Source organism: Aurantimonas sp. A2-1-M11, assembly GCF_036549475.1.
GTDB lineage: Bacteria > Pseudomonadota > Alphaproteobacteria > Rhizobiales > Rhizobiaceae > Aurantimonas.
This window is the reverse complement of record NZ_JAZHLI010000006.1, coordinates 96,348-122,023: the sequence shown is the minus strand read 5'-3', so window position 1 is coordinate 122,023 and position 25,676 is coordinate 96,348. Positions and strand designations below refer to the sequence as shown.

General features: G+C 66.8%; 27 protein-coding genes. 9 read left to right on the top strand and 18 right to left on the bottom strand.

Annotated features, from left to right (window positions below):
* Positions 1-267: 267 nt before the first annotated feature.
* The 5 genes from cysS (at position 268) to rarD (ending at position 5,640) form a co-directional block, all read left to right on the top strand.
* Entirely contained in the window at positions 268-1,830 is a 1,563-nt protein-coding gene (cysS, locus tag VQ042_RS04675; protein WP_331816068.1) for a cysteine--tRNA ligase, read from the top strand.
* Positions 1,831-2,063: 233 nt separating this feature from the next.
* Entirely contained in the window at positions 2,064-3,029 is a 966-nt protein-coding gene (pip, locus tag VQ042_RS04670) for a prolyl aminopeptidase (protein WP_331816066.1), read from the top strand.
* 151 nt (positions 3,030-3,180) lie between these two features.
* Positions 3,181-3,648 carry a GFA family protein gene (locus tag VQ042_RS04665; RefSeq protein ID WP_331816064.1) on the top strand — a complete coding sequence of 156 codons (468 nt, stop codon included), beginning with the start codon at positions 3,181-3,183 and terminating at the stop codon, positions 3,646-3,648.
* On the top strand, positions 3,645-4,613 hold the full coding sequence (pip, locus tag VQ042_RS04660; protein ID WP_331816062.1) for a prolyl aminopeptidase: 969 nt from the start codon (positions 3,645-3,647) through the stop codon (positions 4,611-4,613). The genes VQ042_RS04665 and pip (VQ042_RS04660) overlap by 4 nt, the downstream gene beginning before the upstream one ends.
* Before the next feature lie 115 nt (positions 4,614-4,728).
* On the top strand, positions 4,729-5,640 hold the full coding sequence (gene rarD / locus VQ042_RS04655; RefSeq protein WP_331816060.1) for an EamA family transporter RarD: 912 nt from the start codon (positions 4,729-4,731) through the stop codon (positions 5,638-5,640).
* A 10-nt stretch (positions 5,641-5,650) separates the two neighbouring features.
* On the opposite strand, the gene VQ042_RS04650 is transcribed toward rarD, so the two are convergent.
* Both VQ042_RS04650 and VQ042_RS04645 read right to left on the bottom strand, forming a co-directional pair.
* Positions 5,651-7,201 (bottom strand): GNAT family N-acetyltransferase, encoded by a 1,551-nt coding sequence (locus VQ042_RS04650; protein WP_331816058.1) that lies wholly within the window; start codon positions 7,199-7,201, stop codon positions 5,651-5,653.
* Between the two features lie 179 nt (positions 7,202-7,380).
* Positions 7,381-7,992, bottom strand: a complete 612-nt coding sequence (locus VQ042_RS04645; RefSeq protein WP_331816056.1) for a TIGR00730 family Rossman fold protein — start codon at positions 7,990-7,992, stop codon at positions 7,381-7,383.
* A gap of 207 nt (positions 7,993-8,199) precedes the next feature.
* Here VQ042_RS04645 and VQ042_RS04640 point away from each other — a divergent pair, with 207 nt between their 5' ends.
* A complete protein-coding gene (locus VQ042_RS04640; protein WP_331816054.1) occupies positions 8,200-8,802 on the top strand; it encodes a YceI family protein in 603 nt (200 codons plus the stop codon).
* A gap of 190 nt (positions 8,803-8,992) precedes the next feature.
* Positions 8,993-10,288, top strand: a complete 1,296-nt coding sequence (locus VQ042_RS04635; RefSeq protein WP_331816052.1) for a cytochrome b/b6 domain-containing protein — start codon at positions 8,993-8,995, stop codon at positions 10,286-10,288.
* Positions 10,289-10,325: 37 nt separating this feature from the next.
* Here the strand turns inward: VQ042_RS04635 and VQ042_RS04630 are convergent, their stop codons facing one another.
* The 11 genes from VQ042_RS04630 to VQ042_RS04580 all read right to left on the bottom strand — a co-directional run bounded on the left by VQ042_RS04630 (position 10,326) and on the right by VQ042_RS04580 (position 19,401).
* Entirely contained in the window at positions 10,326-11,063 is a 738-nt protein-coding gene (locus VQ042_RS04630) for an ABC transporter ATP-binding protein (RefSeq protein ID WP_442880030.1), read from the bottom strand.
* Positions 11,032-11,769 carry an ABC transporter permease gene (locus VQ042_RS04625; RefSeq protein ID WP_442880029.1) on the bottom strand — a complete coding sequence of 246 codons (738 nt, stop codon included), beginning with the start codon at positions 11,767-11,769 and terminating at the stop codon, positions 11,032-11,034. The genes VQ042_RS04630 and VQ042_RS04625 overlap by 32 nt, the downstream gene beginning before the upstream one ends.
* Positions 11,770-11,818: 49 nt before the next feature.
* Positions 11,819-12,817: an ABC transporter substrate-binding protein gene (locus tag VQ042_RS04620; protein WP_331816046.1), complete on the bottom strand. Its 999-nt coding sequence runs from the start codon at positions 12,815-12,817 to the stop codon at positions 11,819-11,821.
* Between the two features lie 96 nt (positions 12,818-12,913).
* Positions 12,914-13,504, bottom strand: a complete 591-nt coding sequence (locus VQ042_RS04615) for an energy-coupling factor transporter transmembrane component T family protein (RefSeq protein WP_331816044.1) — start codon at positions 13,502-13,504, stop codon at positions 12,914-12,916.
* On the bottom strand, positions 13,501-14,175 hold the full coding sequence (locus VQ042_RS04610; protein WP_331816043.1) for an energy-coupling factor ABC transporter ATP-binding protein: 675 nt from the start codon (positions 14,173-14,175) through the stop codon (positions 13,501-13,503). The genes VQ042_RS04615 and VQ042_RS04610 overlap by 4 nt, the downstream gene beginning before the upstream one ends.
* Before the next feature lie 25 nt (positions 14,176-14,200).
* Positions 14,201-14,767 carry a biotin transporter BioY gene (locus tag VQ042_RS04605; RefSeq protein ID WP_331816041.1) on the bottom strand — a complete coding sequence of 189 codons (567 nt, stop codon included), beginning with the start codon at positions 14,765-14,767 and terminating at the stop codon, positions 14,201-14,203.
* Positions 14,768-14,913: 146 nt separating this feature from the next.
* Positions 14,914-15,120 (bottom strand): type II toxin-antitoxin system VapC family toxin, encoded by a 207-nt coding sequence (locus tag VQ042_RS04600; RefSeq protein WP_331816039.1) that lies wholly within the window; start codon positions 15,118-15,120, stop codon positions 14,914-14,916.
* 183 nt (positions 15,121-15,303) lie between these two features.
* Positions 15,304-15,558 carry a type II toxin-antitoxin system VapB family antitoxin gene (locus VQ042_RS04595; protein ID WP_331816037.1) on the bottom strand — a complete coding sequence of 85 codons (255 nt, stop codon included), beginning with the start codon at positions 15,556-15,558 and terminating at the stop codon, positions 15,304-15,306.
* A 72-nt stretch (positions 15,559-15,630) separates the two neighbouring features.
* Positions 15,631-17,115: a glycerol kinase GlpK gene (gene glpK, locus VQ042_RS04590; protein ID WP_331816035.1), complete on the bottom strand. Its 1,485-nt coding sequence runs from the start codon at positions 17,113-17,115 to the stop codon at positions 15,631-15,633.
* An 83-nt stretch (positions 17,116-17,198) separates the two neighbouring features.
* Positions 17,199-19,022: an ABC transporter substrate-binding protein gene (locus tag VQ042_RS04585; protein ID WP_331816110.1), complete on the bottom strand. Its 1,824-nt coding sequence runs from the start codon at positions 19,020-19,022 to the stop codon at positions 17,199-17,201.
* 94 nt (positions 19,023-19,116) lie between these two features.
* Entirely contained in the window at positions 19,117-19,401 is a 285-nt protein-coding gene (locus tag VQ042_RS04580; RefSeq protein WP_331816033.1) for a DUF2160 domain-containing protein, read from the bottom strand.
* Between the two features lie 68 nt (positions 19,402-19,469).
* Between VQ042_RS04580 and VQ042_RS04575 the strand changes: the two genes are divergently transcribed.
* On the top strand, positions 19,470-19,706 hold the full coding sequence (locus VQ042_RS04575) for a type II toxin-antitoxin system RelE family toxin (RefSeq protein ID WP_331816031.1): 237 nt from the start codon (positions 19,470-19,472) through the stop codon (positions 19,704-19,706).
* Between the two features lie 12 nt (positions 19,707-19,718).
* A complete protein-coding gene (locus tag VQ042_RS04570; protein ID WP_331816029.1) occupies positions 19,719-20,075 on the top strand; it encodes a helix-turn-helix domain-containing protein in 357 nt (118 codons plus the stop codon).
* A 32-nt stretch (positions 20,076-20,107) separates the two neighbouring features.
* On the opposite strand, the gene VQ042_RS04565 is transcribed toward VQ042_RS04570, so the two are convergent.
* Genes VQ042_RS04565 through glpD form a run of 5 tightly spaced genes read right to left on the bottom strand, consistent with a single transcriptional unit; the run spans position 20,108 to position 25,622 of the window.
* Complete coding sequence (locus VQ042_RS04565; RefSeq protein ID WP_331816027.1) at positions 20,108-21,022, bottom strand: carbohydrate ABC transporter permease; 915 nt, start codon at positions 21,020-21,022, stop codon at positions 20,108-20,110.
* Positions 21,015-21,905 (bottom strand): carbohydrate ABC transporter permease, encoded by an 891-nt coding sequence (locus tag VQ042_RS04560; protein WP_331816025.1) that lies wholly within the window; start codon positions 21,903-21,905, stop codon positions 21,015-21,017. The genes VQ042_RS04565 and VQ042_RS04560 overlap by 8 nt, the downstream gene beginning before the upstream one ends.
* 11 nt (positions 21,906-21,916) lie before the next feature.
* Positions 21,917-22,999, bottom strand: a complete 1,083-nt coding sequence (locus tag VQ042_RS04555) for an ABC transporter ATP-binding protein (protein ID WP_331816023.1) — start codon at positions 22,997-22,999, stop codon at positions 21,917-21,919.
* Between the two features lie 10 nt (positions 23,000-23,009).
* Complete coding sequence (locus tag VQ042_RS04550; protein WP_331816021.1) at positions 23,010-24,095, bottom strand: ABC transporter ATP-binding protein; 1,086 nt, start codon at positions 24,093-24,095, stop codon at positions 23,010-23,012.
* Positions 24,096-24,119: 24 nt separating this feature from the next.
* Positions 24,120-25,622, bottom strand: a complete 1,503-nt coding sequence (glpD, locus tag VQ042_RS04545; RefSeq protein WP_331816108.1) for a glycerol-3-phosphate dehydrogenase — start codon at positions 25,620-25,622, stop codon at positions 24,120-24,122.
* Between the last annotated feature and the right edge of the window lie 54 nt (positions 25,623-25,676).

The following is a 25,676-nucleotide window of genomic DNA, read 5'->3' as shown; positions in this document are numbered from 1 at the left end:
AGCAAAATGCAAACGCTGTCGGGTCCCCGGCGATTGGTTCGCACCGTGGCAATCGCGTCACATGGGACGGACCCCCGGCGACCGGAACGTTTCGGTTTTGGCGTAGTCGGCAAACGAAAATTGCCCAGCCCTGCGGCAATCAAGGAAGATGTCCTAACGTCAGGAATCGTGTGGTGCCGCTGCCACGTGCCGGGGCCGATTTGTCAGGCGGGCCGATAGGGGGTAGCGAGTGCCTTTCGCAACGACGCAGACGACCGGGGACGAGTGATGGACGACGGCTATCGTGGGCTGACGCTCTGGAACACCATGCAGCGCGCCAAGGAGGATTTCCGGCCGCTGGACTGGCAGGATCCGGGGAAGGCCGAGGCCGAGCGGCGCGTTCGCATGTATGTCTGCGGCCCGACCGTCTACGATTACGCCCATATCGGCAACGCCCGGCCGGTGATCGTCTTCGACGTCCTCTACCGGCTGCTGCGCCATCTCTATGGCGCCGAGCACGTCACCTATGTGCGCAACATCACCGACGTCGAGGACAAGATCAACGCGCGGGCGGCGCGGGACTATCCGGAGCTGCCGCTGAACGCGGCGATCGCCACGGTCACCAGGACGACGACCGACCAGTTCCACGCCGACGTCGCGGCGCTGGGCTGCCTGCCGCCGGACCACGAGCCGCGCGCCACCGACTTCGTCACCGGTCGCGGCGACGGCCACGACATGGTGACGATGATCGCCACGCTGATCGAGAAGGGGCATGCCTACGAGGCCGGCGGCGAGGTGCTGTTCGATGTCACCTCGATGCCCGACTACGGCAAGCTCTCCAACCGCCGGCTGGACGAGCAGCGGGCCGGCGCGCGCATCGCCGTCGACAGCCACAAGCGCAATCCCGGCGACTTCGTCCTGTGGAAGCTGTCCTCGGCGGGCCAGCCCGGCTGGGAAGCGCCCTGGGGCCGCGCGGCCTGGGAAGCGTCGGGCCGCACAGGCATGCCCAAGGGCCGCCCCGGCTGGCACATCGAATGCTCGGCGATGAGCGAGGCCTATCTCGGCCGGACCTTCGACATCCATGGCGGCGGGCTGGACCTGATCTTCCCGCATCACGAGAACGAGATCGCACAGTCGCGCTGCGCCCACGGTACCGAGGCCATGGCGCAGGTCTGGATGCACAATGGCTACCTCCAGGTGGAGGGCCGCAAGATGTCGAAGTCCGAGGGCAACTTCGTCACCATCCACGACCTCCTGCACACTGAAACCTTCGGCGGGCGCAAATGGCCCGGCGCGGTGCTGCGGCTGGCCATGCTGATGACCCATTACCGCGAGCCGATCGACTTTTCGGTGAAGCGGCTGGAGGAGGCTGCGTCCGTCCTGACATCCTTCAAGCGGATAACGCAGCGGTGGGTGCCGGAAGTGGGCACTCCCATCGAAAGCGTTGTCGCGTTGTTGCGAGACGATCTGAATACGCCTAACGCATTGGCAGAACTGCGGCGTTTAAATCGCGCCGACGACGATGTGGCCGCAACCCTGGTCCTTCTAGGCCTCTTCGACCATTCTGATTTCGATAATGCTCGTCAAAGACGGGCGGCTCAGGCTTCGGGAATACGCGGGGCGCTTGAGGAGGCGAATGAAGCCGTCGAATCCGCGGAACTCGCAACCCTCGGCTTAGCTCGAAGCGACGTGCTCGAGGCCATCGACAAACGCCTCGACCTGCTGCGTGCGAAAGACTTCGCCGAGGCCGATCGGATCCGCGACGAGTTGCTGGCGCAGGGCATCCAGCTGAAGGACGGCAAGGACCCGGACACCGGCGAGCGCGTCACCACCTGGGAAGTGAAGCGCTAGGCGCTGCAGCGCGGGTGACGGCGATACCTAAGTGCCGTCATCCGCGGACTTGATCCGCCGGCGTCGAGCGGTGCGCGGATCGGCTGAGACGGCATGACGCAGGGCTCTTGGGCCCGTAGCGCCGGGCCTTGTGCGGCGCCGAGGGCGCGTTCCCCCGACATCCGTCGCCGCTCGCCACGAATTCATCAGCCCTGCCGGTGCATTACTGCGTCATGCACCCTACAAGGCGAGGAATGAGAGAACCCCCGCGCAAACCCTATCCTTCCATCGAGCCCTACGAGACCGGACGCCTTCCCGTCGGCGACGGGCACGAGCTGTATTACGAGCTCTGCGGCAATCCGAATGGAATCCCCGTCGTGTTCCTGCATGGCGGGCCGGGCAGCGGCGCCTCGCCGCAGCACCGGCGGCTGTTCGACCCGGCACGCTACCGCATCCTGCTCTTCGACCAGCGCGGCTGTGGCCGCTCGACGCCCCTCGGTCAGCTGGAGGCGAACACCACCTGGCATCTGGTGGAGGATCTGGAGCGCCTGCGCACGCTGCTCGACGTGCCGCGCTGGCTGATGTTCGGCGGCTCTTGGGGTGCGACCCTGGCGCTGGCCTATGCCGAGACCCATCCGCAGCACGTCTCGGGGCTGATCCTGCGCGGCGTCTTTTCCGGCCGGCGGGCCGAACTCGACTGGTTCTACGACGGCGGCGCCAACCGGCTGTTCCCCGACCGCTGGGAGAATCTGCTGGGGCCGATCCCGGCGGCGGAGCAGGACGACATCATCGCGGCCTATCGCAAGCGGCTGACCGACCCCGACCGGGCCGTGCGCGCCGAGGCGGCCCGCGCCTGGACGGGCTGGGAATCGGCGACGGTCATGTTGCGGACGGAGTCCAACGGCGGGCCGGCGACCAATGGCAGCGTCTCGGACGCGACCATCGCCTTCGCCCGGCTGGAGAACCATTTCTTCTATCACGACCTGTGGCTGGAGGAGGGGCAGCTGATCCGCGACGCCGGGCGGCTGGCCGACATTCCGGGCGTCATCGTGCAGGGACGCTACGACGTCGTCACGCCGGCGATCACCTCATGGCAACTGGCGCAGGCCTGGGACCGCGCCGACTACCGGATGGTCGAAGGCGCCGGCCATGCCTTTGCCGAGCCGGGAATCCTGGACGAGCTCCTGAAGGCCACGGAGCGCTTCGCGCAGGAGCTGTGACGGCAGTGTCCTGAGGACACTCCAGGCGCGGCGTCGGGCGACCGAGACGACGGTTGAGATCTGGCGTGGGCCGTTGGATGCTGGTCGGCGCAGGTCTATCCTGGCCGCAGCGGCGCCGGTTGGCGCGGAACGGTTTGAGGGGTGCAGGACGATGGTTCACACGGGTGGGTGCCAGTGCGGCGCGGTGCGGTTCCGCGTCACGGGCACGCTGGGCAGGGCGTCGATCTGCCATTGCCGCATGTGCCAGAAGGCGTTCGGCCATTTCTATGCGCCGCTCGTCAGCGTGCCGAAGGACGGGCTCGTCTGGACCCGGCGCGAGCCGAAGCGCTTCCAGTCGTCCAGCCATGTGATGCGCGGCTTCTGCGAGGCCTGCGGCACGCCGCTGACCTACGAGGCGCCGGACGGGCCGGCGATCGCCATCGGGGCCTTCGACGACCCGGCTGCGATCGAGCCGACGATCCAGTTCGGCATCGAGGCGCGGCTGCCCTATGCGGGCCGCCTGCACGCGCTGCCGGACCGCACCACCGATGCCGACATGGACGCCAGTCCGTTTCTGGCCGAGCTCGTCTCGTATCAGCATCCCGACCACCCGAATGCCGACGAGGACCGCCAGGCATGAGCGACGAGACGAGCGGCCTGCGGGGCCTCTATCCGGAGATCGAACCCTACGCTCGCGGCATGCTGGAGGTCGGGGACGGGCACCGGATCTACTGGGAGCGCTGCGGCACGCAAGGGGCACGGCCGGCGGTGTTCCTGCATGGCGGGCCCGGCGGCGGCTGTTCGCCGGCCCATCGCCGGCTGTTCGATCCGCAACGCTACGATATCCTGCTCTTCGACCAGCGGGGCTGCGGCCGCTCGACGCCCCATGCCGAACTCGAGGCGAACACGACGTGGCATCTGGTGGCCGACATCGAGCGCCTGCGCGAGATGGTCGGTGCCGAGACATGGCTGGTCTTCGGCGGTTCCTGGGGCTCGACCCTGGCGCTCGCCTATGCCCAGACCCATCGCATGCGGGTCGACGCCCTGGTGCTGCGGGGCATCTACACGCTGACCCGGGCGGAGCTCTCCTGGTACTATCAGTTCGGCGTGTCGGAGATGTTCCCCGACAAATGGGAGCGCTTCCTGGCGCCGATCCCGCCGGGCGAGCGGGACGACATGATGATGGCCTATCGCCGGCGCCTGGTCGGCGAGGATCCGGCCGAGCAACTGGCGGCGGCCAAAGCGTGGAGCCTGTGGGAAGGCGAGACCATCACGCTCCTGCCCTCGGCGGACCTGACGGCCGACTTCTCCGACCCGCATTTCGCGGTCGCCTTCGCGCGGATCGAAAATCACTTCTTCGTTCACGGCGGCTGGCTGGAGGAGGGCCAGCTGCTGCGCGACGCGCGTCTCCTGGCCGGCATTCCCGGCGAGATCATCCACGGGCGCTACGACATGCCGTGTCCGGCGCGCATCGCCTGGGGGCTGCACAAGGCCTGGCCGGAGGCGGACCTGCACCTGATCGAAGGGGCCGGCCATGCCTATAACGAGCCGGGGATCCTGGACCGGCTGATCCGGGCGACGGACCGCTTCGCAGCGCGAGACTGACAGCCCCGGGCTCGATCACCCATACGGATCGCTGCGATCACCAGAAAGCGGGTGTCGGCGAGGGGGCGGCTCTGCTAGAGCGAGCCGTCACCCATCCTTATGATCGAGCACGTCCATGCAAGCCGCCGGCAGCGCGAACAAGGGCTTCGCCTATGCCCTGGGAGCCTATGCGATCTGGGGGCTGGTCCTTCCGATCTACATGAAGCTCCTGAGCCATGTCTCACCCTTCGAGATCGTCGCGCACCGGGTGATCTGGGCGATCCCCTTCGCCATGCTCGTCCTGTGGTGGCAGGGCCTGCTGGGCAGCGTCTGGCGGCATTTCACCCAGTGGCGCACGGTGGCCCTGGCCGCCCTGACAGCCTCGCTGATCTCGTTCAACTGGGGCACCTATGTCTATGCCATCGCGTCCAACCACGCGCTGGACGCGGCGCTGGGCTACTACATCAATCCGCTGGTCAACGTGCTGCTCGGCGCCGTGATCCTGGGCGAGCGGCCGAACCGCCTTCAGGCGGCGGCGATCGCGCTGGCGGGCGCCGCGGTGGCGATCCTCACCATCAAGGCCGGCGGGCTGCCCTGGATCTCCCTCGTCCTGGCTTTTTCCTTCGGCACCTACGGGCTGTTGCGCAAGATGGTGCCGGTGGGCTCGACCGAAGGCTTCTTCCTGGAGGTGGCGCTGCTGGCCCTGCCGAGCGTGCTGCTGCTCGCCTTCCTGCCCGGACAGAACCACGTCATGTCCGGCGGCTACGTGGCGGCCATGCTGATCGTCGCCGGACCGCTGACCGCGATCCCGCTGATGCTGTTCGCCGCCGGGGCGCGGCTCCTGCATTACTCGACCATCGGCATCCTGCAATACATGGTGCCGACGCTCCTGTTCCTGACGGCCGTCTTCGTGTTCGACGAGCCGTTCAACGGCTGGCAACTGGTCGCCTTCGCGCTGATCTGGAGTGCCGTGGTGCTCTACACCATCGCGCTGTTTCGCAACGGACGGGCGCGGCGGCGGGCCGCGGCCGTCGCGCCGGTGGCGTGAGCCGGGGGGCTCAGCCGCCGTCCGACCAGCGCACCTTGTAGAGATCGAGCCGCCGGTCGCGCAGATTGCGCACCGAGCCCTCGTAGCGGGCCCAGTTGAGCGTCGCCAGATTGAGGTCGGCCACGGTGACCATCTCGATGTTCTCCGATGCCTCGGCGGCGATGCCGTCGCGGGCGAAGGGGAAGTCGCAGGGCGTGAAGATGCCGGACTGAGCGTATTCGATGTCGAGATTGTCGACATTCGCCAGATTGCCGGTCATGCCGGACGTCACCACGTAGCACTGGTTCTCGATCGCCCGGGCCTGGCAGCAATAGCGCACGCGCAGATAGCCATGGCGGGTGTCGGTGTTGAACGGCACGAAGAGGATGCGTGCGCCCTGGTCGGTCAGGCGCCGCGCGACCTCCGGAAACTCCGAATCGTAGCAGATCATGATGCCGATCGGCCCGCAGTCGGTCTCGATCGTGTCGGTGGGATCGCCACCCTTGATCTGCCAGTATTGCCGCTCGTTCGGCGTCGGATGAGTCTTCTCGCGCTCGTGCACCGAGCCGTCGCGCAGGAAGACATAGCCGACATTCTGGATGTCGCCGTCGTCGGTCTTGGTGGCGTGGCTGCCGCCGATGATGTTGATGTTGCGCCGGATCGACATCTCGCTCAGCCGCTCGACGAAGTCGGGCGTGTGCTCGGTCAGACGCTGGATGGCGGCGTCGGGCTTCAGCTCCTCCGGCTCGCAGGACAAGAGCATCAGCGTGAAGAGTTCGGGGAAGACGACGAAGTCGCCGCCATATTCCGATGCGACATCGACGAAATATTCGACCGCATCGTAGAAATCCTGCGGCTTGTCGATCTTCCGCGCCTTCATCTGCACGGTGACGATGCGCACCATGTCGGGATTGCCGCGATTGACCGGCTGCTCCTCGCGGGCCGGATCGTAATATGGGTTGGGCCAGATCATCAGCACGCCGTATCCGCCCGACGCCGTGTCGCGCGGATAATAGTCCTTCAGCAGCCCCTTCGGCTCGAAGCCGGCGCTCAGATGGAACGAGACGACCGGGTCCTTGATGTCGTTGGCCTTCACAGCCTCCAGATAGGCTTCCGGGGAGCCGACCTTCTTGGCATGGCGCTGGTAGCCGGGCATGCGGCCGCCGAAGGCGATGCCCTTCAGGTCGAGATCCTGGCACAGGCGCCGGCGGGCGTCGTAGAGCCGCTTGCCGATGCGCAGCCGCCGCCGGTCGGGATCGACGCAGATCTCCGTGCCGTAGAGCCATTCACCCTTGCGGTCGTGCATCGCGGCATAGCCGCCGCCGGTGACCTCGACCCAACTGTGCTGGCCGAGCGCCTTCTCCTCGGCCAGGATCATGGTCGCCGCATAGCCGACGATCTCGCCTTCATAGACAACGACGAACTGGCCTTCGGGAAAGGCCGAGAGCTGGCCGAGAATCATGCCGCGCGTATAGGGCGCTTCGTCCTTGAAGACCTTGGAGGAGAGGGCGATGATGTCGGCGACATCGCTCTTTTCGGCGGTGCGGACCTCGATCTTCGGGGTCGAGCGCTTCTCGGCCATGCGCAATGTCCTTGTCGTTCTGCTGTCGGTCTGACGGGGAGGGGCGTTGCGGCCGCGTGCCGCTTCGCCTCCGGATGTAGGACAGTAGCGCGTCTGCGCAAGCGACAGCGCGCGCCGCGGCATAGCCGGGCGGTCCAAACAGCCTGTCGAGAGCTATGCTGTGCGCCGGGGGCGGGTCGTCAGAGCTTCTCGACAATCTCCGGCCGGCCGCGACGATGCTCGTCGTCGCCAGTGAGGGCACGGACCAGTTCAGGGACCACGGCGTCGACGTCGTCGATGACCAGCGGGCGCACCTGATGGGCGGTGTGGATGAAGCCCTCGGCGCTCATGTGATCCATCAGCCGCGACAGCGGGTCCCAGAAGCCGCCGACATTGGCGACGATCACCGGCTTTTCGTGCCGGCCGAGCTGGCTCCAGGTGAGGATCTCGATGAGTTCCTCCAGTGTGCCGATCCCGCCCGGCAGCGCCACGAAGGCGTCGGATCGCTCGAACATCTGGTGCTTGCGGGCATGCATGTCCTCGGTGACGATCAGTTCGTCCAGCCGGGTCAGCTCGCTCTCTGTCGCCTCCATGTCGATGAGGAAGCGCGGGATGATTCCGGTGACGGCCCCGCCGCTGGCGGTCACGCCCGCGGCGACCGCACCCATGATGCCGCGGGTGCCACCGCCATAGACAAGGCGCATGCCGGCAGCCCCGATCGCCTCGCCGAGCCGGCGGCCGCTGTCGAGATAGAGGGGATTGCGGCCGGCGGAGGAACCGCAATAGACGCAGACGGATCGAATCGCATTCATGGAAATGAAATTCGGATGCGGGCGCCCGGAGGTCAAGCGGTGGGCGCAATCGCGGAAGGCTTATCGCAGGCTTTCCGTGGCCGCACGGTCGTGATGGCCGACAGGAGCACCCTGAACAGTCTGTCGCGGTGCGAAGACCTTTTTGCGGTGCAAAAAATCCGTAGTCTATTCCCAGCCCCAGAGGCTTTCTGTCCCAGAGGAGTTTCCATGCGTTTCTTGTTGACCACCGTCGCCGCACTTTGCCTTGCCGGCTCCGTTCATGCCGAGAGCATCGACGTACCCGCCGGAACCTACGTCACCGACCCGCTGCACACCAATGTTCTTTGGAAGGTGAAGCATTTCGGCCTGTCGACCTATATCGGCCGTTTCTCGACGATTTCCGCCACGCTGGAGCTTGATCCGGCGAATCCGGCGCAGTCGAGCCTGACCGCCACGATCGATCCGGCCTCCGTCGACACGAACTATCCGGCCGACGACAAGGATTTCGACGCCGAGATCGCCAGCGACATGTTCCTGAACGCGGCGAAATTCCCCGAGATCACCTTCGTGTCGAAGTCGATCGAGGTCACCGGCGACAACACCGGCACGGTGACAGGCGACCTGACCCTCAACGGCCAGACCCGCGAGGAGACGCTGGACGTCACCTTCAACACCGCGCTGAACCCGCATCCGATGTCCAAGCAGCCGGCCGTCGGCTTCTCGGGCGCGATGACCATCGACCGCACCGCATACGGCATCGACGCGCTGGCCGGCCCGGTCGCCGCCGACGTCGTCCTGGAGATCGAGGCGGAATTCGTTCCTCAGTCCTGATCTCCGCAGGCGGGGCGCGTCTGGCGTCCCGCCGCTTGCCCCTGAACGCGTCGCCTGCCGGACATCAGCACCGGCGGTAAGACCGCCAGGGCAAGACGCATTGCGCGTCCCCGGCGCCGCCCAGCCGGCCGCCCGCCCGTATGTCTCCAAACCCAGCTGCCGCTGACATTTCCTGCGACCGGAGATTCCCATGAGCGTGTCTTCAACCACCACCTGGACGCAGGCCTATACGCGCTACAGCCTCGGCGCGATCCTGCTGCACTGGACGATCGCGCTGGCGATCCTGTTCCAGCTCGCGGTCGGCCTGGCGATGGTGCATCTGGATGCCATGCCGGATGCGCTGCGTTTCGCGCTGTTCCAGTGGCACAAGACCATCGGCATCCTCGTCCTGTGCCTGACCCTGGCGCGGATCGCCTGGCGCCTGGTGAACCCGCCGCCGGCGCTGGCGCCGATCACCTCGCGGGACGAGCGCGCGGCGTCCAGCCTGGTTCATCTGGGCTTCTACGCCCTGATGCTGATCGTGCCGTTGTCGGGCTGGATGCTGGTGTCGGCCGCGGCGGCAGGCATTCCGACCTATCTCTTCCTGCTGGAAAGCCTGGAATGGCCGCACCTGCCGGTGGACGCGCTCCTGCCGTCCGTTGCGCCCGGACAGATCGAGGCCGGACAGATCGAGGATGGTCTCGGCTTCGCCCACAAATGGCTGGCGCTGTCGTTTCTCGGTCTGCTCGTCCTGCATTTGGCGGGCGCGCTGAAGCACTCGCTCGTCGACGCCGTGCCGTCCTTCTCCCGCATGCTGCCGCATGGCGGCTTGGCGCGACCGCAGACGCGGCTGGTGGGTATCCCCATCGCTTTGGCGATCATCGTGGCGGCGCTCGGCGGCGGGCTGCTCGCAGGGCAGGCGGACCTGGCCACCTCAAGCGGCAGCGGGGTCGCACGTCCTGCCGCCGCGACACCCCAGGGCGCGGCGGGTGACTGGATCGTGGATGCGGCCGAGAGCCGCCTCGACTTTGCCGCGCAGTTTTCCGGGAAACCGCTGACCGGGACCGTCGGCGCGTGGCAGGCGGATGTGCGGTTTTCGCCCGATGCGCTGGAGCGCGCACAGGCGACGGTCACCATCGACACGGCCTCGATCACCGTCGACAACAGCTTCGTGGCGCCGCAGGTGCAGGGCAAGGACGGATTTGACAGCGACACCCATCCGACCGCGACGCTGGTGCTCTCGCAGTTTCGTGCCGCCGACGCCGGCTATGCGGCCGAGGGGACGCTGACGATCAAGGGCAAGAGCCTGCCGGTGACGGTGCCCTTCACCTTCGATGAGAACGCGGATGGCACCGCGCATGTGGCGGCGGGCTCGGCGACGGTCGATCGCACCGCCTTCGATCTCGGCGTGTCCAACGATCCGACGGGCCAGTATCTCGACAAGGCGGTGACGATCCGCTTCGCGCTGGTCGCCGCGCCGGCCGGCTCGCCGAGCGCCGAACGCTGAGACGGGGCGCAGCACTCGCGCTATAGGATGCCGACAGCTACAGGACGCCCGGAAAGCGGGCGTCGATGGCCTTGATCATATCCTCGCGCCAGCCGGCGTCCCGCCGCGATCGCGGGGTGTCGATGTCGTGGATGCCGCGCACCCTAGCGGGTCGCTCGGTGAGGAAGACGATGCGGTCCGAGAGTTCGACCGCCTCGCGCAGATTGTGGGTGACCATCAGCGCCGTCGTCGGGCGCGCCGACCACACCTCCATCAACAGGGCGCGCAGGCGGTTGGCCGTCGCCTCGTCGAGGGAGACGAAGGGCTCGTCGAGGAGCAGCAGCGCCGGCTGGATGGCGAAGGCCCGGGCCAGGGCCGCCCGGCGGGCTAGGCCCAGCGAGAGTTCGCCGGGATAGCGACCGCGCATCGCGGCCAGGCCCAGCGTCTCGAACAGGGCGTCGAGATCGGCGCCGGTCAGGGCTTCGGGCAGGGCGAGGCGAACATTCTGCTCGACGGTGCGCCAGGGCAGGAGGCGCGGCTCCTGGAACACGGCGGCGATGCGCCCGTCCTCGGCCGGCAGCCGGACATGGCCGGAAAAATCCCGGTCGAGACCCAGGATGATCCGCAGCGTCGTGGTCTTGCCGCAGCCGGACGGGCCGATCAGCGTCGTGAAGCTGCCGGCGGGCGCGGCGAAGGCGATCTCGTCGATCGCGGCAAGGCGCATGCCGTCGATCGCCGTGAACACCTTGCCGCGGATCAGGACGTCAAGCGGGCCGGGCGCGCCAGCGGATGGAATGGGCTTCGAGGGGTTGAACAAGCAGGAACTCGATCAGGAGCATGACGCCGACGAAGGCCAGCGTGTAGGCGAGAATGGCCGCGACGTCGAAAAGCTGGAAATAGAGATGGATCTGGAAGCCGACGCCGTTGGACCGGCCGAGGAGTTCGACTACCAGGGCGATCTTCCAGATCAGCGCGATCCCCGAGCGGGACGCGGCCGCGAAATAGGGCTGAAGCTGCGGCAGCACCACGTGGCGCAGGGTCCGCCAGCGCCCGAAGCGATAGACCGAAGCCATCTCGCCCAGGCCGCGGTCCAGCGCCCGGGCCCCCTCGCGCATGGTGACGACGACATTGGGGATCTTGTTGACCGCGATGGCGCCGATCGCTGCCGCCTCGTTGAGGCCGAACCAGATATAGGCGAGGACGATCACCACCAGTGCCGGGATGTTGAGGAACAGGATCAGCCACGGATCGAAGAAGCGGTCGGCCCGGGGGGACATGCCGAGATACATGCCGAAGGCCGAGCCCACGATCATGGCGATGGCGAAGGCCGCGGCCACGCGCATCAGCGTCATGGCCAGGTGATAGAACAGTTCGCCGGTGACGGCATCGCGCCAGAAGGCGTCGAGCACCGCCGGCGGCCCCGGCAGCACGCGACTGTCGATGACGATGGCCGCGATCCACCAGACTGCCAGGAGGCCCAGCAGCGAAAGCGCCGTCACCAGGGCGGGGGCGATGCCGGCGGATGGCGTGCTGCGCTCGCCGGCCGCTGCGTCAGGAATCATTCCCGTCGCCGATAAAGTAGGTTCCGTCCACCAGCACGTCGGACGGGCCGACCAGCTTCGGCCCGCCGATCTCCGCCAGAAGCTCGTAGAGCCTGGCCGTGTCGACCGCCTCGTCGGCGCGGCTGCGGGTGGGAATGCCCTCGCGGTAGCGCTCGCGAAGCGTGCGGAAGGTCGCCTCGTCCTCGGCATTCATCAGGGGCTTCAGCGCCTCCCAAGCCTCGTCGGAGCTGGCAAGCAGTTCCTTGGTGGCCTCGTCGGCGGCAAGGAAGCCTTCGACTGCTTCCGGATTGTTCTCGGCAAAGGCGTCGCTGAAGACCCAGCCGATGGAAGCGACAGGGCCGGTTGTTCCCATCGCAATTGCCGCGTCGGTGCCGGAGATCAGCGTGCGGAACCCCTGCGCCTCCAGCCGGGCAGCGTAGTGCCAGTAATTGAGGACCGCATCGAGTTCGCCCGTGCGCGCCTTCTCGGCCAGCAAGGGTGGTGCCGCATAGGCGATCTCGCTTTCGGCAGCGAGATCGATGCCGTGTTCCTTCTGCGCGAGCGCCTGGATCAGCAGCCAGTTCTTGTCGAGCGGCCCGCCGGCGACACCGATGGTCTTGCCCGTCAGGTCGCCGAGATCGGCGATGTCGCTGTCGCCCGGCACCATCATCGATCCGACCGAGGTGGAATAGGGCACGAAGGTGAAGTCGGCCCCGGTCGCCCGCTGGCGCGACACCCAGAGCCAGTCGGAGACGATCATGTCGACCGAGCCCGCCTGCAGGGCCACGTTGGAGGCATCCTCGCCGGCGAAAGGCACGATCTCCACATCCACGCCATGCTCGGTGTCGAGCCCGGCGCGCTTCATGGCGTCGAGTTCCCAGTTGACTGTGCCGTATTTCAGGACGCCGATCCGCACGGGCTCGAGGGATGTCCCGTCCTGAGCCGCAGCGAACGTCGTCGAAAACGCCAGAGCCAGCGCGGCGCAGAGCGTCGCCCGAATTCCTCGCATGACAGATCCTCCCGTGATCCTTCTGCGTGCCCGCCCTCATCTAGCGCGCCCGGGTGCGGCCCGTCACGCCCTATCGCAGAACGGGAATTTCTCCCGTCAGGAACGTGCGTCGATCGCCTCGGCGATCTCGTCGGCCATCTTGAGAAGCCGGATGATTACCGGCACCGCCAGGGCGATCATGCTGCGATCCTGGCCGCGGGCGCGCTGGGCCTCGCGCACCTCCTCGACGATCGCTGCGACGGCGGGAATGAAGCGGATGGCAAGGGAGATGGCGAGGCCAACCTTGGCCACGTCGACGCCGAGACGGCCGAGCGGCGACAGCGCCCATTCGATCACCGCCACGAGTTCGGCGGTGCGCGTCGTCAGGGTGACGAGGGCAGCCGCCAGGATCAGCGCCGCAAAGCGCAGCACCAACAGGAGGGCGGCGTCGAGGCCGACCAGCCAGGCCTGCACTGCAAAGAGGATGGCGAGGATCCACAGGGCCGGACGGATCTGGGCTAAGGCGACGGGCGCTGGGATGCGCGCCAGCCCGTGCGCGGCCAGGGTGAGGACCAGCGCGGCGGCCGCGAGCCACGGATCGGCTATGACAAAGAGCAGCGTGCCGAGGCCCAGCAGAGCTGCGAGCTTGGTGCCGGCGCGGGCCCGGTGCACCGGGCTGGTGCCGGGCCGGTAGAGGCCGGCGATCATCCTGCGATGGCCCGGTAGGCGGCAATCGCCTCGGCAGGCGCGGCATCGGCGACGAGGCGCCCGGCCTCGAACACCAGCACCCGGTCGAAGCCGGCGATCAGTTCGAGATCATGGGTGACGAAGACGACGTGCTGGTCGAGCGCCGCAATGGCCTCCATGACCCGGCGCGTATTGCGCAGGTCGAGCAGCGTCGTCGGCTCGTCCATGACCAGCCAGCGCGGCGCCATCGCCATGACGCCGGCGAGTGCCAGCATCTGCCGCTCGCCCCCCGACAGTTCGTGGGCCAGGCGGTCGTCCATGCCGGCCATGCCGAAGCGGTCGAGCGTCGCCGCCACCCGCGCGTCGATCGCCTGGCGGTCCAGCCCGCGGCCTTTCAGCCCGAAGGCGATGTCCTCGGCGACGGTCGGATAGACGATCTGGTTGTCGGGGTTCTGGAAGACGAAGCCGACCTGACGGCGCACGTCCTTGCCGCTGGACCGGGTGTCGAGGCCGTCGACGGTGACGCTGCCCTCGCTGGGCAGGACGAGACCGTTGAGCAGGCGCGCGAAGGTGCTCTTGCCGGATCCGTTGGCGCCGATGATCGCGATCCGGCGCTCGCCGAGGGTCAGGTCCAGGCCCGACAGGACGCGGCGACCGCCGCGTTCGGCCGCAACGCCGGTCAGCGCGATCACGGGGCGACCATCCTGCGCTGCCGGCTCAAACCGGGCGGCTGGCAGCGCGCGGCGCGATCAGCGGATAGGCGCGCCGCACGGTAACGATGACCGCCGCCGCGACGCCCGCCTTGATCAGGTCGCCGGGAATGAAGGCCAGGGCGGAGCCGACGAAGGCTTCGCGCAGGCCCATGCCCGACATGGCCGAATACCAGGGGACGCCAACCAGATAGACTACGCCGATGCCGCCGAGGACGGCGATGCCGAAGGCCAGCGGAAAGGACAGGCGGTTCCAGCAGCGCTCGGTCAGCCAGCCGATGACGAGGCTGGCGGCGACCCAGCCATAGATGAAGCCCGACCAGGGTCCGACGAAGGGCGCCAGCCCGCCGCGACCGCCGGACAGGAGCGGCAGGCCGACCGCAACGAGGGTGAGGAACAGCAGCATCGACAGGCCGCCGCGCCGCGCACCGAGGATGCCGCCCATCAGCATCGGGCCCATGGACTGGGCGGTGATGGGAATGCCGAGCGCCGGAATCATCAGCGGCGGGAATACGCCGAGTACCGCCATCAGGGCAGCGAACAGGGCGACATAGACGATGTCCTTGGTGGCCATGGCAAATCTCTTGCGGATCGATCGGGGCGGCAGCCGGGTGGGGCGCCGGTTTCGGCTGACGACAGACCGGATCGCGCGGCAAAGGTCAACGGTCGGGATCGATTCCGCGATGGCGTGCGGCGGGCTGCCCGAATGGGGGATGGTCGTCAGGCCGGACGGATGTCCGTGCGGGCGAAATCGTCGCCCTTGAAGAGCAACGGCAGGTTGAAATGGCGCGCGCAGGCATAGGCGAAGCAATCGCCGAAATTCAGCGCCGCCGGGTGTCGGCCCTTGCCGTAGCGGGCATAGGCTTCGATGGCGGTCGAGGTCGCGACAGGAGGGATGGCGACGAGATCGATGCCGGCGGCACTCATCGCGGACGAATTCGTGAGCGACGGAGGGTACAATCTTCATGATCCGCGTGAGCGAAATCGATGCTTCCCAGACAGCCATGGGGGACGTGATCCGGGTCGAACCGCTTTCCAGCCGGGTATAAAGGAAGGCGGCATCGGCCTCCTTGGCGAGGAGTGCACAGAGCACCGAGGCGTCGACGAACATCAGCCGTCTTCATAGAGGCTGTCGATCCAAGCCTTGTCAGCGTTTCCAGTCGGTGGCCCATACCGCTCGTGGAAATCGTCCACCACGCTCAGGGTTCCGCGAACATAGGGGGACGTCGCGTCGGGAACGGTTGGGCGTGCCGTGATCTCATGGCGAAGGGCCTGTCGAACCGCCTCGGTCTTCGTGACACCCTTCAGCGAAGCCAGACGGTCGGCCAGTTCGCCAACTTCCGGATCCTTCACGAACAGAGGCATTCGAACCTCCCCCCAACATGTGGATATCCGCAATCTAGTGACGCGATATCCGCCTGTCCATCGGCGCCGCCCCTATGTCAGCGTGCGGCGGACGGCATCGGCCCAGCCGGCGAGCTTGCGGCCGCGGGTGACGGGGTCCATGTGCGGCTCGAAGCGGCGTTCGAGATGCCAGCGTTCGGCAAAGCCGTCCATGTCGGGCCAGACGCCGGCCTTCTGTCCGGCGACCCAGGCGGCGCCGAGTGCCGTCGTCTCCAGCACGACCGGGCGGTCGGCGGGAGCCGCGAGAATGTCGGCGAGGCGCTGCATGGTCCAGTCGGACGCGACCATGCCGCCGTCGACGCGCAGAATCGTGTCGTTGGCGCCGTTCCAGTCCTTTCGCATGGCCGACAGGAGGTCGGCGGTCTGGAAGCAGACGGATTCGAGCGCCGCGCGGGCGAATTCGTTCGGACCGGTCTTGCGGGTGAGACCGTAGATTGCGCCGCGCGCCTCCGCGTCCCACCAGGGGGCGCCGAGGCCGGTGAAGGCGGGGACCATGTAGACATCCTGGGCGTCGTCGGCGGCATCGGCCATGGGGCCGGTGCGATCGGCCCGGTCGACGAGACCGAGGCCGTCGCGCAGCCATTGCACGGCGGCGCCGGCGACGAAGATCGAGCCTTCCAGCGCGAAGGTCGTGCGGCCGGCCAGCCGATAGGCGATCGTCGTCAGCAGGCGGTTGGAGGAGGGCACGCGGGTCTCCCCGGTGTTGAGGACGGCGAAGCAGCCGGTGCCATAGGTCGATTTCAGCATGCCGGGCCGGAAGCAGGCCTGGCCGAGCGTCGCGGCATGCTGGTCCCCGGCCATGCCGCAGATCGGGATGGCGGCGCCCAGCAGGGCCGGGTCGGTGGTCCCGAAGGCGGCGTCGCAATCCTTCACCTCGGGCAGGAGCGCGCGCGGCACCTTCAGCAACGCCAGGAGATCGTCGTCCCAGTCATTCGCCGCGATGTCGAAGAGCATCGTGCGGCAGGCATTGGTGGCGTCGCTCGCATGGACCCTGCCGCCGGTCAGCCGCCAGAGCAGGAAGCTGTCGACGGTGCCGAAGGCGAGCTTGCCGGCCTCGGCCCGTGCGCGCGCGCCGTCTACATTGTCGAGGAGCCAGGCGATCTTGGTGCCGGCGAAATAGGGATCGACTACGAGGCCGGTCTTGCGCGTGATCTCCGCCTCGTGCCCGTCGGCGACAAGATTGCGGCAGAATTCGGCGGTGCGGCGGTCCTGCCAGACGATGGCGTTGTGGATCGGCCGGCCGGTGTCGCGGTCCCAGATCAGCGTGGTCTCACGCTGGTTGGTGATGCCGATGGCGGCGATGTCGGAGGCCGAAAGGGAGGCGTCGGCGAGCGCCGAGCGGATGGTGACAAGCGTCGAGGACCAGATGTCCTCGGGATCGTGCTCGACCCAGCCGGAACGGGGAAAATGCTGCGGAAATTCCTGCTGGCCGAGACCGCGGATGTGAAACCCATCGTCGAAGACGATGGCGCGGGTCGACGTCGTGCCCTGGTCGATGGCGAGAACGTATCCGGACATCGTGTCACCCTTTGATGCTCATCTCATACGCAGTGGAAAGCCGGGGCGAGCCCGGCTTTCTTTTTCCTCCGAACTTCCCCGGATTACTGAGCGGCCGGCTTTTCAGCCGGCGCATCGCCCGTGACGGGCGCGACGTCCGTCGCGCGCCCCTCCGGCGGCATCGCCGCGCTCGCGTCGGCCCAGCTCTTCACCAGTTCGTCGTAGGAGACTGTCTGTGGCTGTTCCTTTTCGGTCTCCTTCTCGGGCTGCGGCGCGATGTTGCCGTTTGCCTTGGCCTGCTCGACCCAATACGCCATATCATGCTCCTCGTTGAGCTTCGGGCCGATGTCGCCCTGGATGCCGGCCCGCTCGAGCCGCTCCAGAATGCTCTCCTGCTCGGCGCAGAGAGCGTCCATGGCTTCCTGGGCGGTCTTGGCGCCCGAGGCGGCATCGCCAATCGCCTGCCACCAAAGCTGCGCGAGCTTGGGATAGTCGGGCACGTTCGTGCCCGTCGGCGTCCACTGGATGCGGGCCGGCGAACGATAGAACTCGACGAGGCCGCCGAGTTTCGGCGCCCGCTCGGTAAAGCTGTCGTCGCGGATGGTCGACTCGCGAATGAAGGTCAGACCTTCGTGGCTCTTCTTCACGTCGACGGTCTTGGAGGTGACGAACTGGGCGTAGAGCCAGGCCGCCTTGGCGCGATCGACGGGCGTCGACTTCATCAAGGTCCAGGAACCGGCATCCTGATAGCCGAGCTTCATGCCATCGACCCAGTAGACGCCGTGCGGTGAGGGAGCCATGCGCCATTTCGGGTTGCCCTCCTCGTCAACCACGGGGAGCCCGTCCTTGACCATGTCGGCGGTAAAGGCGGTGTACCAGAAGATCTGCTGGGCGATCTGGCCCTGCGCCGGAACGGGACCGGATTCGGAGAATGTCATGCCCTGGGCCTCCGGCGGGGCATAGGCCTTTAGCCAGTCGAGATATTTCTCGATGGCGTAGACCGCGGCCGGGCCGTTGGTGTCGCCACCGCGCGCGACGCATGAGCCGGTCGGCTGGCTCTGCTCGTTGACGCGGATCCCCCATTCGTCGACCGGGACGCCGTTCGGAATGCCCTTGTCGCCATTGCCGGCCATGGACAGCCAGGCATCGGTGAAGCGCCAACCGAGCGACGGGTCCTTCTTGCCGTAGTCCATGTGGCCATAGACCGTGCCGTCGACACCCATGTGAGAGAGGTCCCGGCCGGTGAAGAACTCGGCGATGTCCTCATAGGCCGACCAGTTCACCGGCACACCGAGCTCGTAGCCGTACTTTGCCTTGAAGTCGGCCTTGTTCTTCTCGTCGTTGAACCAGTCATTGCGGAACCAGTAGAGATTGGCGAACTGCTGGTCGGGCAATTGGTACATTTCGCCGTCCGGCGCCGTGGTGAACGACTTGCCGATGAAGTCGTCGAGGTCGAGACCGGGATTGGTGACGTCCTTGCCTTCGCCTTCCATCCAGTCGGTCAGGCTGCGTGCCTGCTGGTAGCGCCAGTGGGTGCCGATGAGGTCGGAATCGTTGATGTAGGCGTCGTAGATGTTCTCGCCCGACTGCATCTGCGTCTGCAGCTTCTCGACGACGTCGCCCTCGCCGATCAGGTCGTGGCTGACATTGATGCCGGTGATCGCGGTGAAGGCCGGGGCCAGCACCTTGGACTCGTATTCATGGGTGGTGATGGTCTCGGAGACGACCTTGATCTCCATGCCCTGGTAGGGCTGGGCGGCGTCGATGAACCACTGCATCTCCTTTTCCTGGTCCTCGCGCGACAGCGTGGAGAGATCGCCGATCTCGGCGTCCAGGAACTGCTTGGCGGCCTCCATGTCGGCCATCGCCGGTCCTGCGGCGATGGCGATCGCCAGGGTGGCGGCGGTTCCCATCAGATATCGTTTCATCATGTTGAAAGTCCTCCCAGTGTGTTCGCCGGTGCGAGCATTGGGCATGTCCACGTCGACCGGCGACGACGCGGCGTGGCCCGGTTCCGGCCCGTCAGACGAGCCGGAAAACCAGAACGAAGAAGACGGCGCAGAGGCCGAGCGCATACCAGAGCGGCAGGTCGACGCCCCACAGCCAGCCGAGGCAGATGAAGGCCGAGCCGAGCAGCGACACGAACAGCCGGTCGCCGCGTGTGGTCTCGAAGCGCAATATCCCAACGCGCGGATTGCCGCCGGGCGAGACGCGCTCCCAGACGCCCATCAGGGCGATGAGAGTGAAGATCACGATGAAGAAGATCGCGGTCGGCCAGGTCCAGGCCATCCATGACAGGTCGATCATCGCTGAATTCCCCTTGCCTGCTTTTCCGCTAAAGCGTATATTTTTCGCGTTAGGTTACGGGATAAGGTATGGAAATACGTTTCAGCAGCGAGGCGCGCAAAGGCTTGCGAGAAATGCCGACTGCCGACCGAAACGCACTTGTCGTCAAACTCGTCCGCTATGCCGAGACGGGAAACGGCGATGTCATCAAGCTTGTAGGAGGGCGATCTTACCGCCTCCGACACGGCAACTGGCGCGCCGTTTTCGAACTGGTCGATGGGATTTACGTGGTGCGTATCGCCCATCGGCGAGACGTGTACCGCTGAAGGAGAGATATCATGAACAAGGCGACGAACCTCAAGGGCGAGAAGTTCATCGTCCTGACCGAGGAGGAATACCACACGTTCCTCGAGGATGCCGGAGATGCTGCGCTCGCCGAGCAGGCTCGCCTCGATAACGAAGACGCGCCGTCGATGCCTGCGGAACTCGTCCTGGCATCGCTGGACGGCACGCTCCATCCGCTGGCGGCCTGGCGCAAGTCGGTCGGCCTGACGCAGGCGGAGCTTGCGGCGAAGGCGGGGGTGCGGGCGGCGAGCGTCAGCGACATCGAGAGCCGCAAGATCGACCCGCGGCTGTCGACGCTCAAAGCCCTGGCGGCCGCGCTTAAGCTCGGCATCGAGGACATCACCGACTGACGGGCTGGTTCTGATGCTGGCTGCGACCCGCATCACACCCTCCCCAGGGCGAAGCCCTTGGCGATGTAGTTGCGCACGAACCAGATCACGATCGCGCCGGGAATGATGGTCAGGGCGCCGGCGGCGGCCAGGACGCCCCAGTCGAGGCCGGAGGCCGAGACCGTGCGCGTCATGATCGCCGAGATCGGCTTGGCGTCGGTCACGGTGAGGGTTCGGGCGATCAGCAGTTCGACCCAGGAGAACATGAAGCAGAAGAACGCCGCGACCCCGATGCCGCTGGCGATCAGCGGCGTGAAGATCTTAAAGAAGAAGCGCGGGAACGAATAGCCGTCGATATAGGCCGTCTCGTCGATCTCCTTGGGCACGCCGGACATGAAGCCTTCCAGGATCCACACCGCCAGCGGGACGTTGAACAGGCAGTGGGCGAGCGCCACGGCGATATGCGTGTCGATCAGGCCGAAGGCCGAATAGAGCTGGAAGAAGGGCAGGGCGAACACCGCCGGCGGCGCCATGCGGTTGGTCAAGAGCCAGAAGAACAGGTGCTTGTCACCCAGGAAGCGGAAGCGCGAGAAGGCATAGGCTGCCGGCAGCGCAACGGACACCGAGATCACCATGTTCAGAACGACATAGATGATCGAGTTGATGTAGCCGTTGTACCAGGACGGATCGGTCAGGATCACGGCGTAGTTGCGCAGGGTCGGGTTGTCGGGGAACAGCGTCAGCCCGCTGAGGATCTCCTGGTTGGTCTTGAAGCTCATGTTGACCAACCAGTAGATCGGCAGGAGCAGGAAGACGATGTAGAGGATCGGGATCAGCGCCTTCCAGCGGAAGCCGCCGGATTTCCGGCGGGCACGCCGGGCGATCGCGGTCTCGGAGCGGCCCGTCGGCGGCACGGCGCCGGCGCCCGGGGCCTCGACCGCGCGCTGGCTGGCGGTTGCGTCAGTCATGGTCGCCTCCCTTCATCGGCCGCTCGGTGCCGACATTGGTCATGATGGTGTAGAACACCCACGACAGGGCCAGGATGATCAGGAAGTAGATCAGCGACATCGCCGCCGCCTCGCCGAGATTGAACTGGCCGAGGGCAAGCTTCACCAGATCGATCGACAGGAAGGTGGTGGCGTTGCCCGGACCGCCGCCGGTCACCACGAAGGGCTCGGTGTAGATCATGAACGAGTCCATGAAGCGCAGCAGCACGGCGATCAGCAGCACGCGCCCCATCTTGGGCAGCTGGATGTAGCGGAACACCGCCCAGCGCGACGCGCCGTCGATCTTGGCGGCCTGGTAGTAGGCGTCCGGGATCGAGACGAGGCCGGCGTAACAGAGCAGGACGACGAGGCTTGTCCAGTGCCAGACATCCATGATGATGACGGTGACCCAGGCATCGAACGAGTCCTGGACGTAATTGTAGTCGAGGCCGATCGCATCGAGCGTGTAGCCGAACAGGCCGATGTCGGTGCGTGCGAAGACCTGCCAGATCGTGCCGACGACGTTCCAGGGGATCAGCAGCGGCAGCGCCATCAGGACGAGGCACACGGGCACCCAGATGCCCTTGCGGGGCATGGCCAGCGCGACGAGGATGCCCAGGGGCACCTCGATGGTGAGGATGATGGCCGAGAACACCAGGTTGCGCATCAGCGCGTCGTGGAAGCGCGCGGAGGTGAGCACCTCCTCGAACCAGTCGGTGCCGTACCAGAAGAACTGGTTGTTCCCGAAGGTGTCCTGGACCGCGTAATTGACCACGGTCATCAGCGGGATCACGGCGGAGAAGGCGACCAGCACCAGCACCGGCGTGACCATGAACCAGGCTTTGTTGTTCCAGGTCTTGTCCATGTGCGTCCTCCCTAGACCCGTGCGACCAGCCGGGAATCGGCATAGAGATTGAGCGCGTCGGGCGCGAAGCGCATGGCGGCGTCTGTGGGGATGGCCACGCCCTCGCGCACGATCGCGCTGAGCGGATGGTCGCCGAGCCGCGCCCGCACGATGCGCTCCGAGCCGATATCCTCGACCTTGTCGATGGTCACCGGCACCGCGTCGCTGTCGCCGCGGCTGACGATGGTGACGAATTCTGGCCGGATGCCGAGCTCGGTCCGCGCGCCGGAGGCATAGGCGGCGCGTCCGCCCGGCAGGGCGATCCGCATGTCGGCGACCATCGCGTCGCCGCCGTCGATCCGGCAGGGCAGGACGTTCATGCCCGGCGAGCCGATGAAATAGCCGACGAAGGTATGCTGGGGCCGCTCGAACAGCTCTTCGGGCGTGCCGATCTGGACGACCTCGCCCTCATACATGACCATGACCTTGTCGGCGAAGGTCAGCGCCTCGGTCTGGTCGTGGGTCACGTAGATCATGGTCATCGCGAATTCGCGGTGGAGCTGCTTCAGCTCGGAGCGCAGCTGCCACTTCATGTGCGGGTCGATGACGGTCAGCGGCTCGTCGAAGAGGATGGCGTTGACGTCGGAACGCACGAGGCCGCGGCCGAGGGAGATCTTCTGCTTCTCGTCGGCGGTCAGGCCGCGCGCCTTGCGGTCGGCCTTGGCCTCGAGCCCGATGCGGCCGATCATGTCCTGGACGCGGGTCCGGATCTCGGCGGCCGGCACCTTGCGGTTCTTCAGCGGGAAGGCGAGGTTCTCGCGCACCGTCATGGTGTCGTAGATGACCGGAAACTGGAACACCTGGGCGATGTTGCGCGCCTCCGGCGTCAGCATGGTCACGTCCTGATCGCCGAACAGGACGCTGCCTTCCGAGGGCGTCAGCAGGCCGGAGATAATGTTGAGGAGTGTCGTCTTCCCGCACCCGGAGGGGCCGAGCAGCGCATAGGCGCCGCCGTCGTCGAAGGTGTGGTGCACTTCGCGCAGGGCGTAGGTGTCGGCCGCCGCCAAGGCGGGCGAATAGGCGTGGCGGATGTGATCGAGGCGGATGCGGGCCATGGCGTTCTCCTCAGGCCGTCTGTCGCGCGGGCGCCGCGACGGCGTGGCCGGTCTCGTCGAAGACGAGGAGGCGGGCGGGATCGAATGACAGGCGGATAGCCTCGCCGGTCTCGTGGCGGCGCACCCCGTGGACGAGGGCGATGATCCGGTCGTCGCCGACATCGGCGTGGATGTAGGTTTCCGACCCGGTGACCTCGGTCAGGCTGATGACCGCCGCAAAGCCGGTGCCGCCGGTGGCCGTGCCGGTTTCGATGGTCAGGTGATGCGGCCGGATGCCGCCTAGATAGCGACCGTCGGGCAGGTCGGCCTGGGCCGGCGCAGCATCGAAGGCGACACCATTGTCCGAGGTGAAGCGGTTGCCCGACTTGGAAAAACCCATGACGTTGAGCGGCGGGTCAGAGAAGGTGCGCGCCGTCAGGAGGTCGTGCGGCCGGCGATAGACGTCGGGCGTCTCGCCGAACTGGGTCACGCGGCCCTTGGACAGGGTGGCCGTGCGCCCACCCAGGAGCAGCGCCTCGTGCGGCTCGGTGGTGGCATAGACGAAGATCGCGCCAGTCTCGGCGAAGATCTTCGGCAGTTCCTCGCGCAGTTCCTCGCGCAGCTTGTAGTCGAGATTGGCCAGCGGCTCGTCGAGCAGCACCAGTTCGGCATTCTTGACCAGCGCGCGGGCGAGGGCGGTGCGCTGCTGCTGGCCGCCGGACAGGTTGAGCGGCGTGCGGTCGAGAAAGTCGGTCAGCTTCATCAGCGCCGCGGCCTTCTGGACGGCGGCGTCGATCTCGGCCGCCGACTTGCGGGCAATGCGCATCGGCGAGGCGATGTTCTCGTAGACCGTCAGGGTCGGGTAGTTGATGAATTGCTGGTAGACCATCGCCACGTTGCGCTTGCGCACGGGCACGCCGGTCACGTCCCTGCCGTCCATGACGATGCGGCCGGATGTCGGGGCGTCGAGCCCTGCCATCAGGCGCATCAGGCTGGTCTTGCCAGCCAGCGTCGGCCCGAGCAGCACGTTGAGCGAGCCGCGGTCGAGGGTCAGCGAGACGTCGATGATGTGCTTTTCGCCGCCGACGCTGCGGCTGACGTTCTGCAATTCGAGCAATGTGTCCTCCCAGACCTGCCGGATCTATTCGGCGGCCGTCCTCCGTTCATTCTGTCGCTGCGTCACATATTGCGCCAGCGCGCTCGTCTCGTCGGGCGAGAAGCGCAGCCCCAGCTTGGTGCGGCGCCACAGGATGTCCTCTGCCGTGCGCGCCCATTCCTCCCGGGTCAGCCAGTCGATCTCCGCCTGGTAAAGGCCGTGCCCGAAATCGCGGCCCAGCGCCCCGCCCCTGGCGAATTTCGCCGCGTCGGTGCCGTAGGAGCGGACCAGCCTTCGAACGGTCGCATCGTCGAGTTCCGGCGCACCCTGCCGCAGCGCTTCCTCCAGCGCGTCGACGCCGTCCACCGCGAAGTCGCCGCCCGGCAGCGGCTGCTTGCCGGTCCAGCTCGTTCCCCTGGCCCCGAGATGGTGGGCGATCTTGCCCAGCACTTCCTCGGACAGGACGCGGTAAGTGGTGATCTTGCCGCCGAAGCAGTTGAGGACGGGCGCCGCGTCGCCGTCCCCCTCGACCTTCAGCACGTAGTCGCGGGTTGCTTCCTGCGCCTTGGAGGCGCCGTCGTCGAAGAGCGGGCGGACGCCGGAAAAGGTCCAGACGATGTCGTCTGCGACCACCGGCCGGGCGAAATACTCGCTGGCGGCCGACAGAAGATAGTCGATCTCGCTCTGACTGATCGTCACGCCGGACGGATCGCCCTCGTAATCCCGGTCGGTGGTGCCGACGAGGGTGTAGTTGTCCTCGTAGGGGATGGTGAAGATGATCCGCCCGTCGGCGTTCTGGAAGATGTAGGCGCGGTCATGCTCGTAGAGCTTGCGCGTGACGATGTGCGAGCCCTGGACGAGGCGGATGTGGTGGGCGCCGTTGCGGCCCATGGTGTTCTGGATGATGGCGTCGACCCAAGGGCCGCCGACATTGACCAGGAAGCGCGCCGTCACCTGGCGCACCGCGCCGGTCTCCTGGTCACGCAGGGCGATCACCCAGCCGCCATCCTCGCGCCGCGCCTCGGTCACCCGGGTGCGGACCATGATGTCGGCGCCGCGCGCCGCCGCGTCGCGGGCGTTGAGGACAACGAGGCGGGCATCGTCGACGCGGGCGTCGGAATATTCGAAGCCCTTGCGGAACGAGTCCTTCAGCGGGGCGCCGAGCGGGCCGTCGAGATCGACCGTGGTCGTCGCCTTCAGCTTCCGGCGTCCGCCGATATGGTCGTAGAGAAACAGGCCGAGGCGCAGCAGCCAGGCCGGACGCAGGCCGTCATGGTGGGGCAGGACGAAGCGCAGCGGCCGGATGATGTGGGGCGCGATCGACCAGAGCACCTCGCGCTCCATCAGCGCGTGCCGCACGAGGCTGAATTCGTAGTGTTCGAGATAGCGCAGGCCGCCATGCACCAGCTTGGTCGACCACGAGGATGTGCCGGAGGCCAGGTCGTTCATCTCGGCAAGCCCGACCCGGTAGCCGCGACCGACGGCATCGCGGGCGATGCCGCAGCCGTTGATTCCGCCACCTATGATGAAGACGTCGTAGTCCAGCAGAGCCTCCCCAGGCTTCGCACCGCAACATTCGAGGTTGCGATTGCGAACATGACA

Coding starts and splice junctions, on each gene's coding strand:
- VQ042_RS04615 (WP_331816044.1), bottom strand. CDS start 13,504: ATGATCGCCGGCCTCTACCGGCCCGGCACCAGCCCGGTGCACCGGGCC.
- pip (WP_331816062.1), top strand. CDS start 3,645: ATGAGCGACGAGACGAGCGGCCTGCGGGGCCTCTATCCGGAGATCGAA.
- VQ042_RS04570 (WP_331816029.1), top strand. CDS start 19,719: ATGAACAAGGCGACGAACCTCAAGGGCGAGAAGTTCATCGTCCTGACC.
- VQ042_RS04585 (WP_331816110.1), bottom strand. CDS start 19,022: ATGAAACGATATCTGATGGGAACCGCCGCCACCCTGGCGATCGCCATC.
- glpK (WP_331816035.1), bottom strand. CDS start 17,115: ATGTCCGGATACGTTCTCGCCATCGACCAGGGCACGACGTCGACCCGC.
- rarD (WP_331816060.1), top strand. CDS start 4,729: ATGCAAGCCGCCGGCAGCGCGAACAAGGGCTTCGCCTATGCCCTGGGA.
- VQ042_RS04650 (WP_331816058.1), bottom strand. CDS start 7,201: ATGGCCGAGAAGCGCTCGACCCCGAAGATCGAGGTCCGCACCGCCGAA.
- VQ042_RS04665 (WP_331816064.1), top strand. CDS start 3,181: ATGGTTCACACGGGTGGGTGCCAGTGCGGCGCGGTGCGGTTCCGCGTC.
- VQ042_RS04555 (WP_331816023.1), bottom strand. CDS start 22,999: ATGGCCCGCATCCGCCTCGATCACATCCGCCACGCCTATTCGCCCGCC.
- VQ042_RS04620 (WP_331816046.1), bottom strand. CDS start 12,817: ATGCGAGGAATTCGGGCGACGCTCTGCGCCGCGCTGGCTCTGGCGTTT.
- pip (WP_331816066.1), top strand. CDS start 2,064: ATGAGAGAACCCCCGCGCAAACCCTATCCTTCCATCGAGCCCTACGAG.
- VQ042_RS04605 (WP_331816041.1), bottom strand. CDS start 14,767: ATGGCCACCAAGGACATCGTCTATGTCGCCCTGTTCGCTGCCCTGATG.
- VQ042_RS04565 (WP_331816027.1), bottom strand. CDS start 21,022: ATGACTGACGCAACCGCCAGCCAGCGCGCGGTCGAGGCCCCGGGCGCC.
- VQ042_RS04580 (WP_331816033.1), bottom strand. CDS start 19,401: ATGATCGACCTGTCATGGATGGCCTGGACCTGGCCGACCGCGATCTTC.
- cysS (WP_331816068.1), top strand. CDS start 268: ATGGACGACGGCTATCGTGGGCTGACGCTCTGGAACACCATGCAGCGC.
- VQ042_RS04560 (WP_331816025.1), bottom strand. CDS start 21,905: ATGGACAAGACCTGGAACAACAAAGCCTGGTTCATGGTCACGCCGGTG.
- VQ042_RS04600 (WP_331816039.1), bottom strand. CDS start 15,120: ATGAGTGCCGCCGGCATCGATCTCGTCGCCATCCCTCCTGTCGCGACC.
- VQ042_RS04635 (WP_331816052.1), top strand. CDS start 8,993: ATGAGCGTGTCTTCAACCACCACCTGGACGCAGGCCTATACGCGCTAC.
- VQ042_RS04575 (WP_331816031.1), top strand. CDS start 19,470: ATGGAAATACGTTTCAGCAGCGAGGCGCGCAAAGGCTTGCGAGAAATG.
- VQ042_RS04595 (WP_331816037.1), bottom strand. CDS start 15,558: ATGCCTCTGTTCGTGAAGGATCCGGAAGTTGGCGAACTGGCCGACCGT.
- VQ042_RS04645 (WP_331816056.1), bottom strand. CDS start 7,992: ATGAATGCGATTCGATCCGTCTGCGTCTATTGCGGTTCCTCCGCCGGC.
- VQ042_RS04640 (WP_331816054.1), top strand. CDS start 8,200: ATGCGTTTCTTGTTGACCACCGTCGCCGCACTTTGCCTTGCCGGCTCC.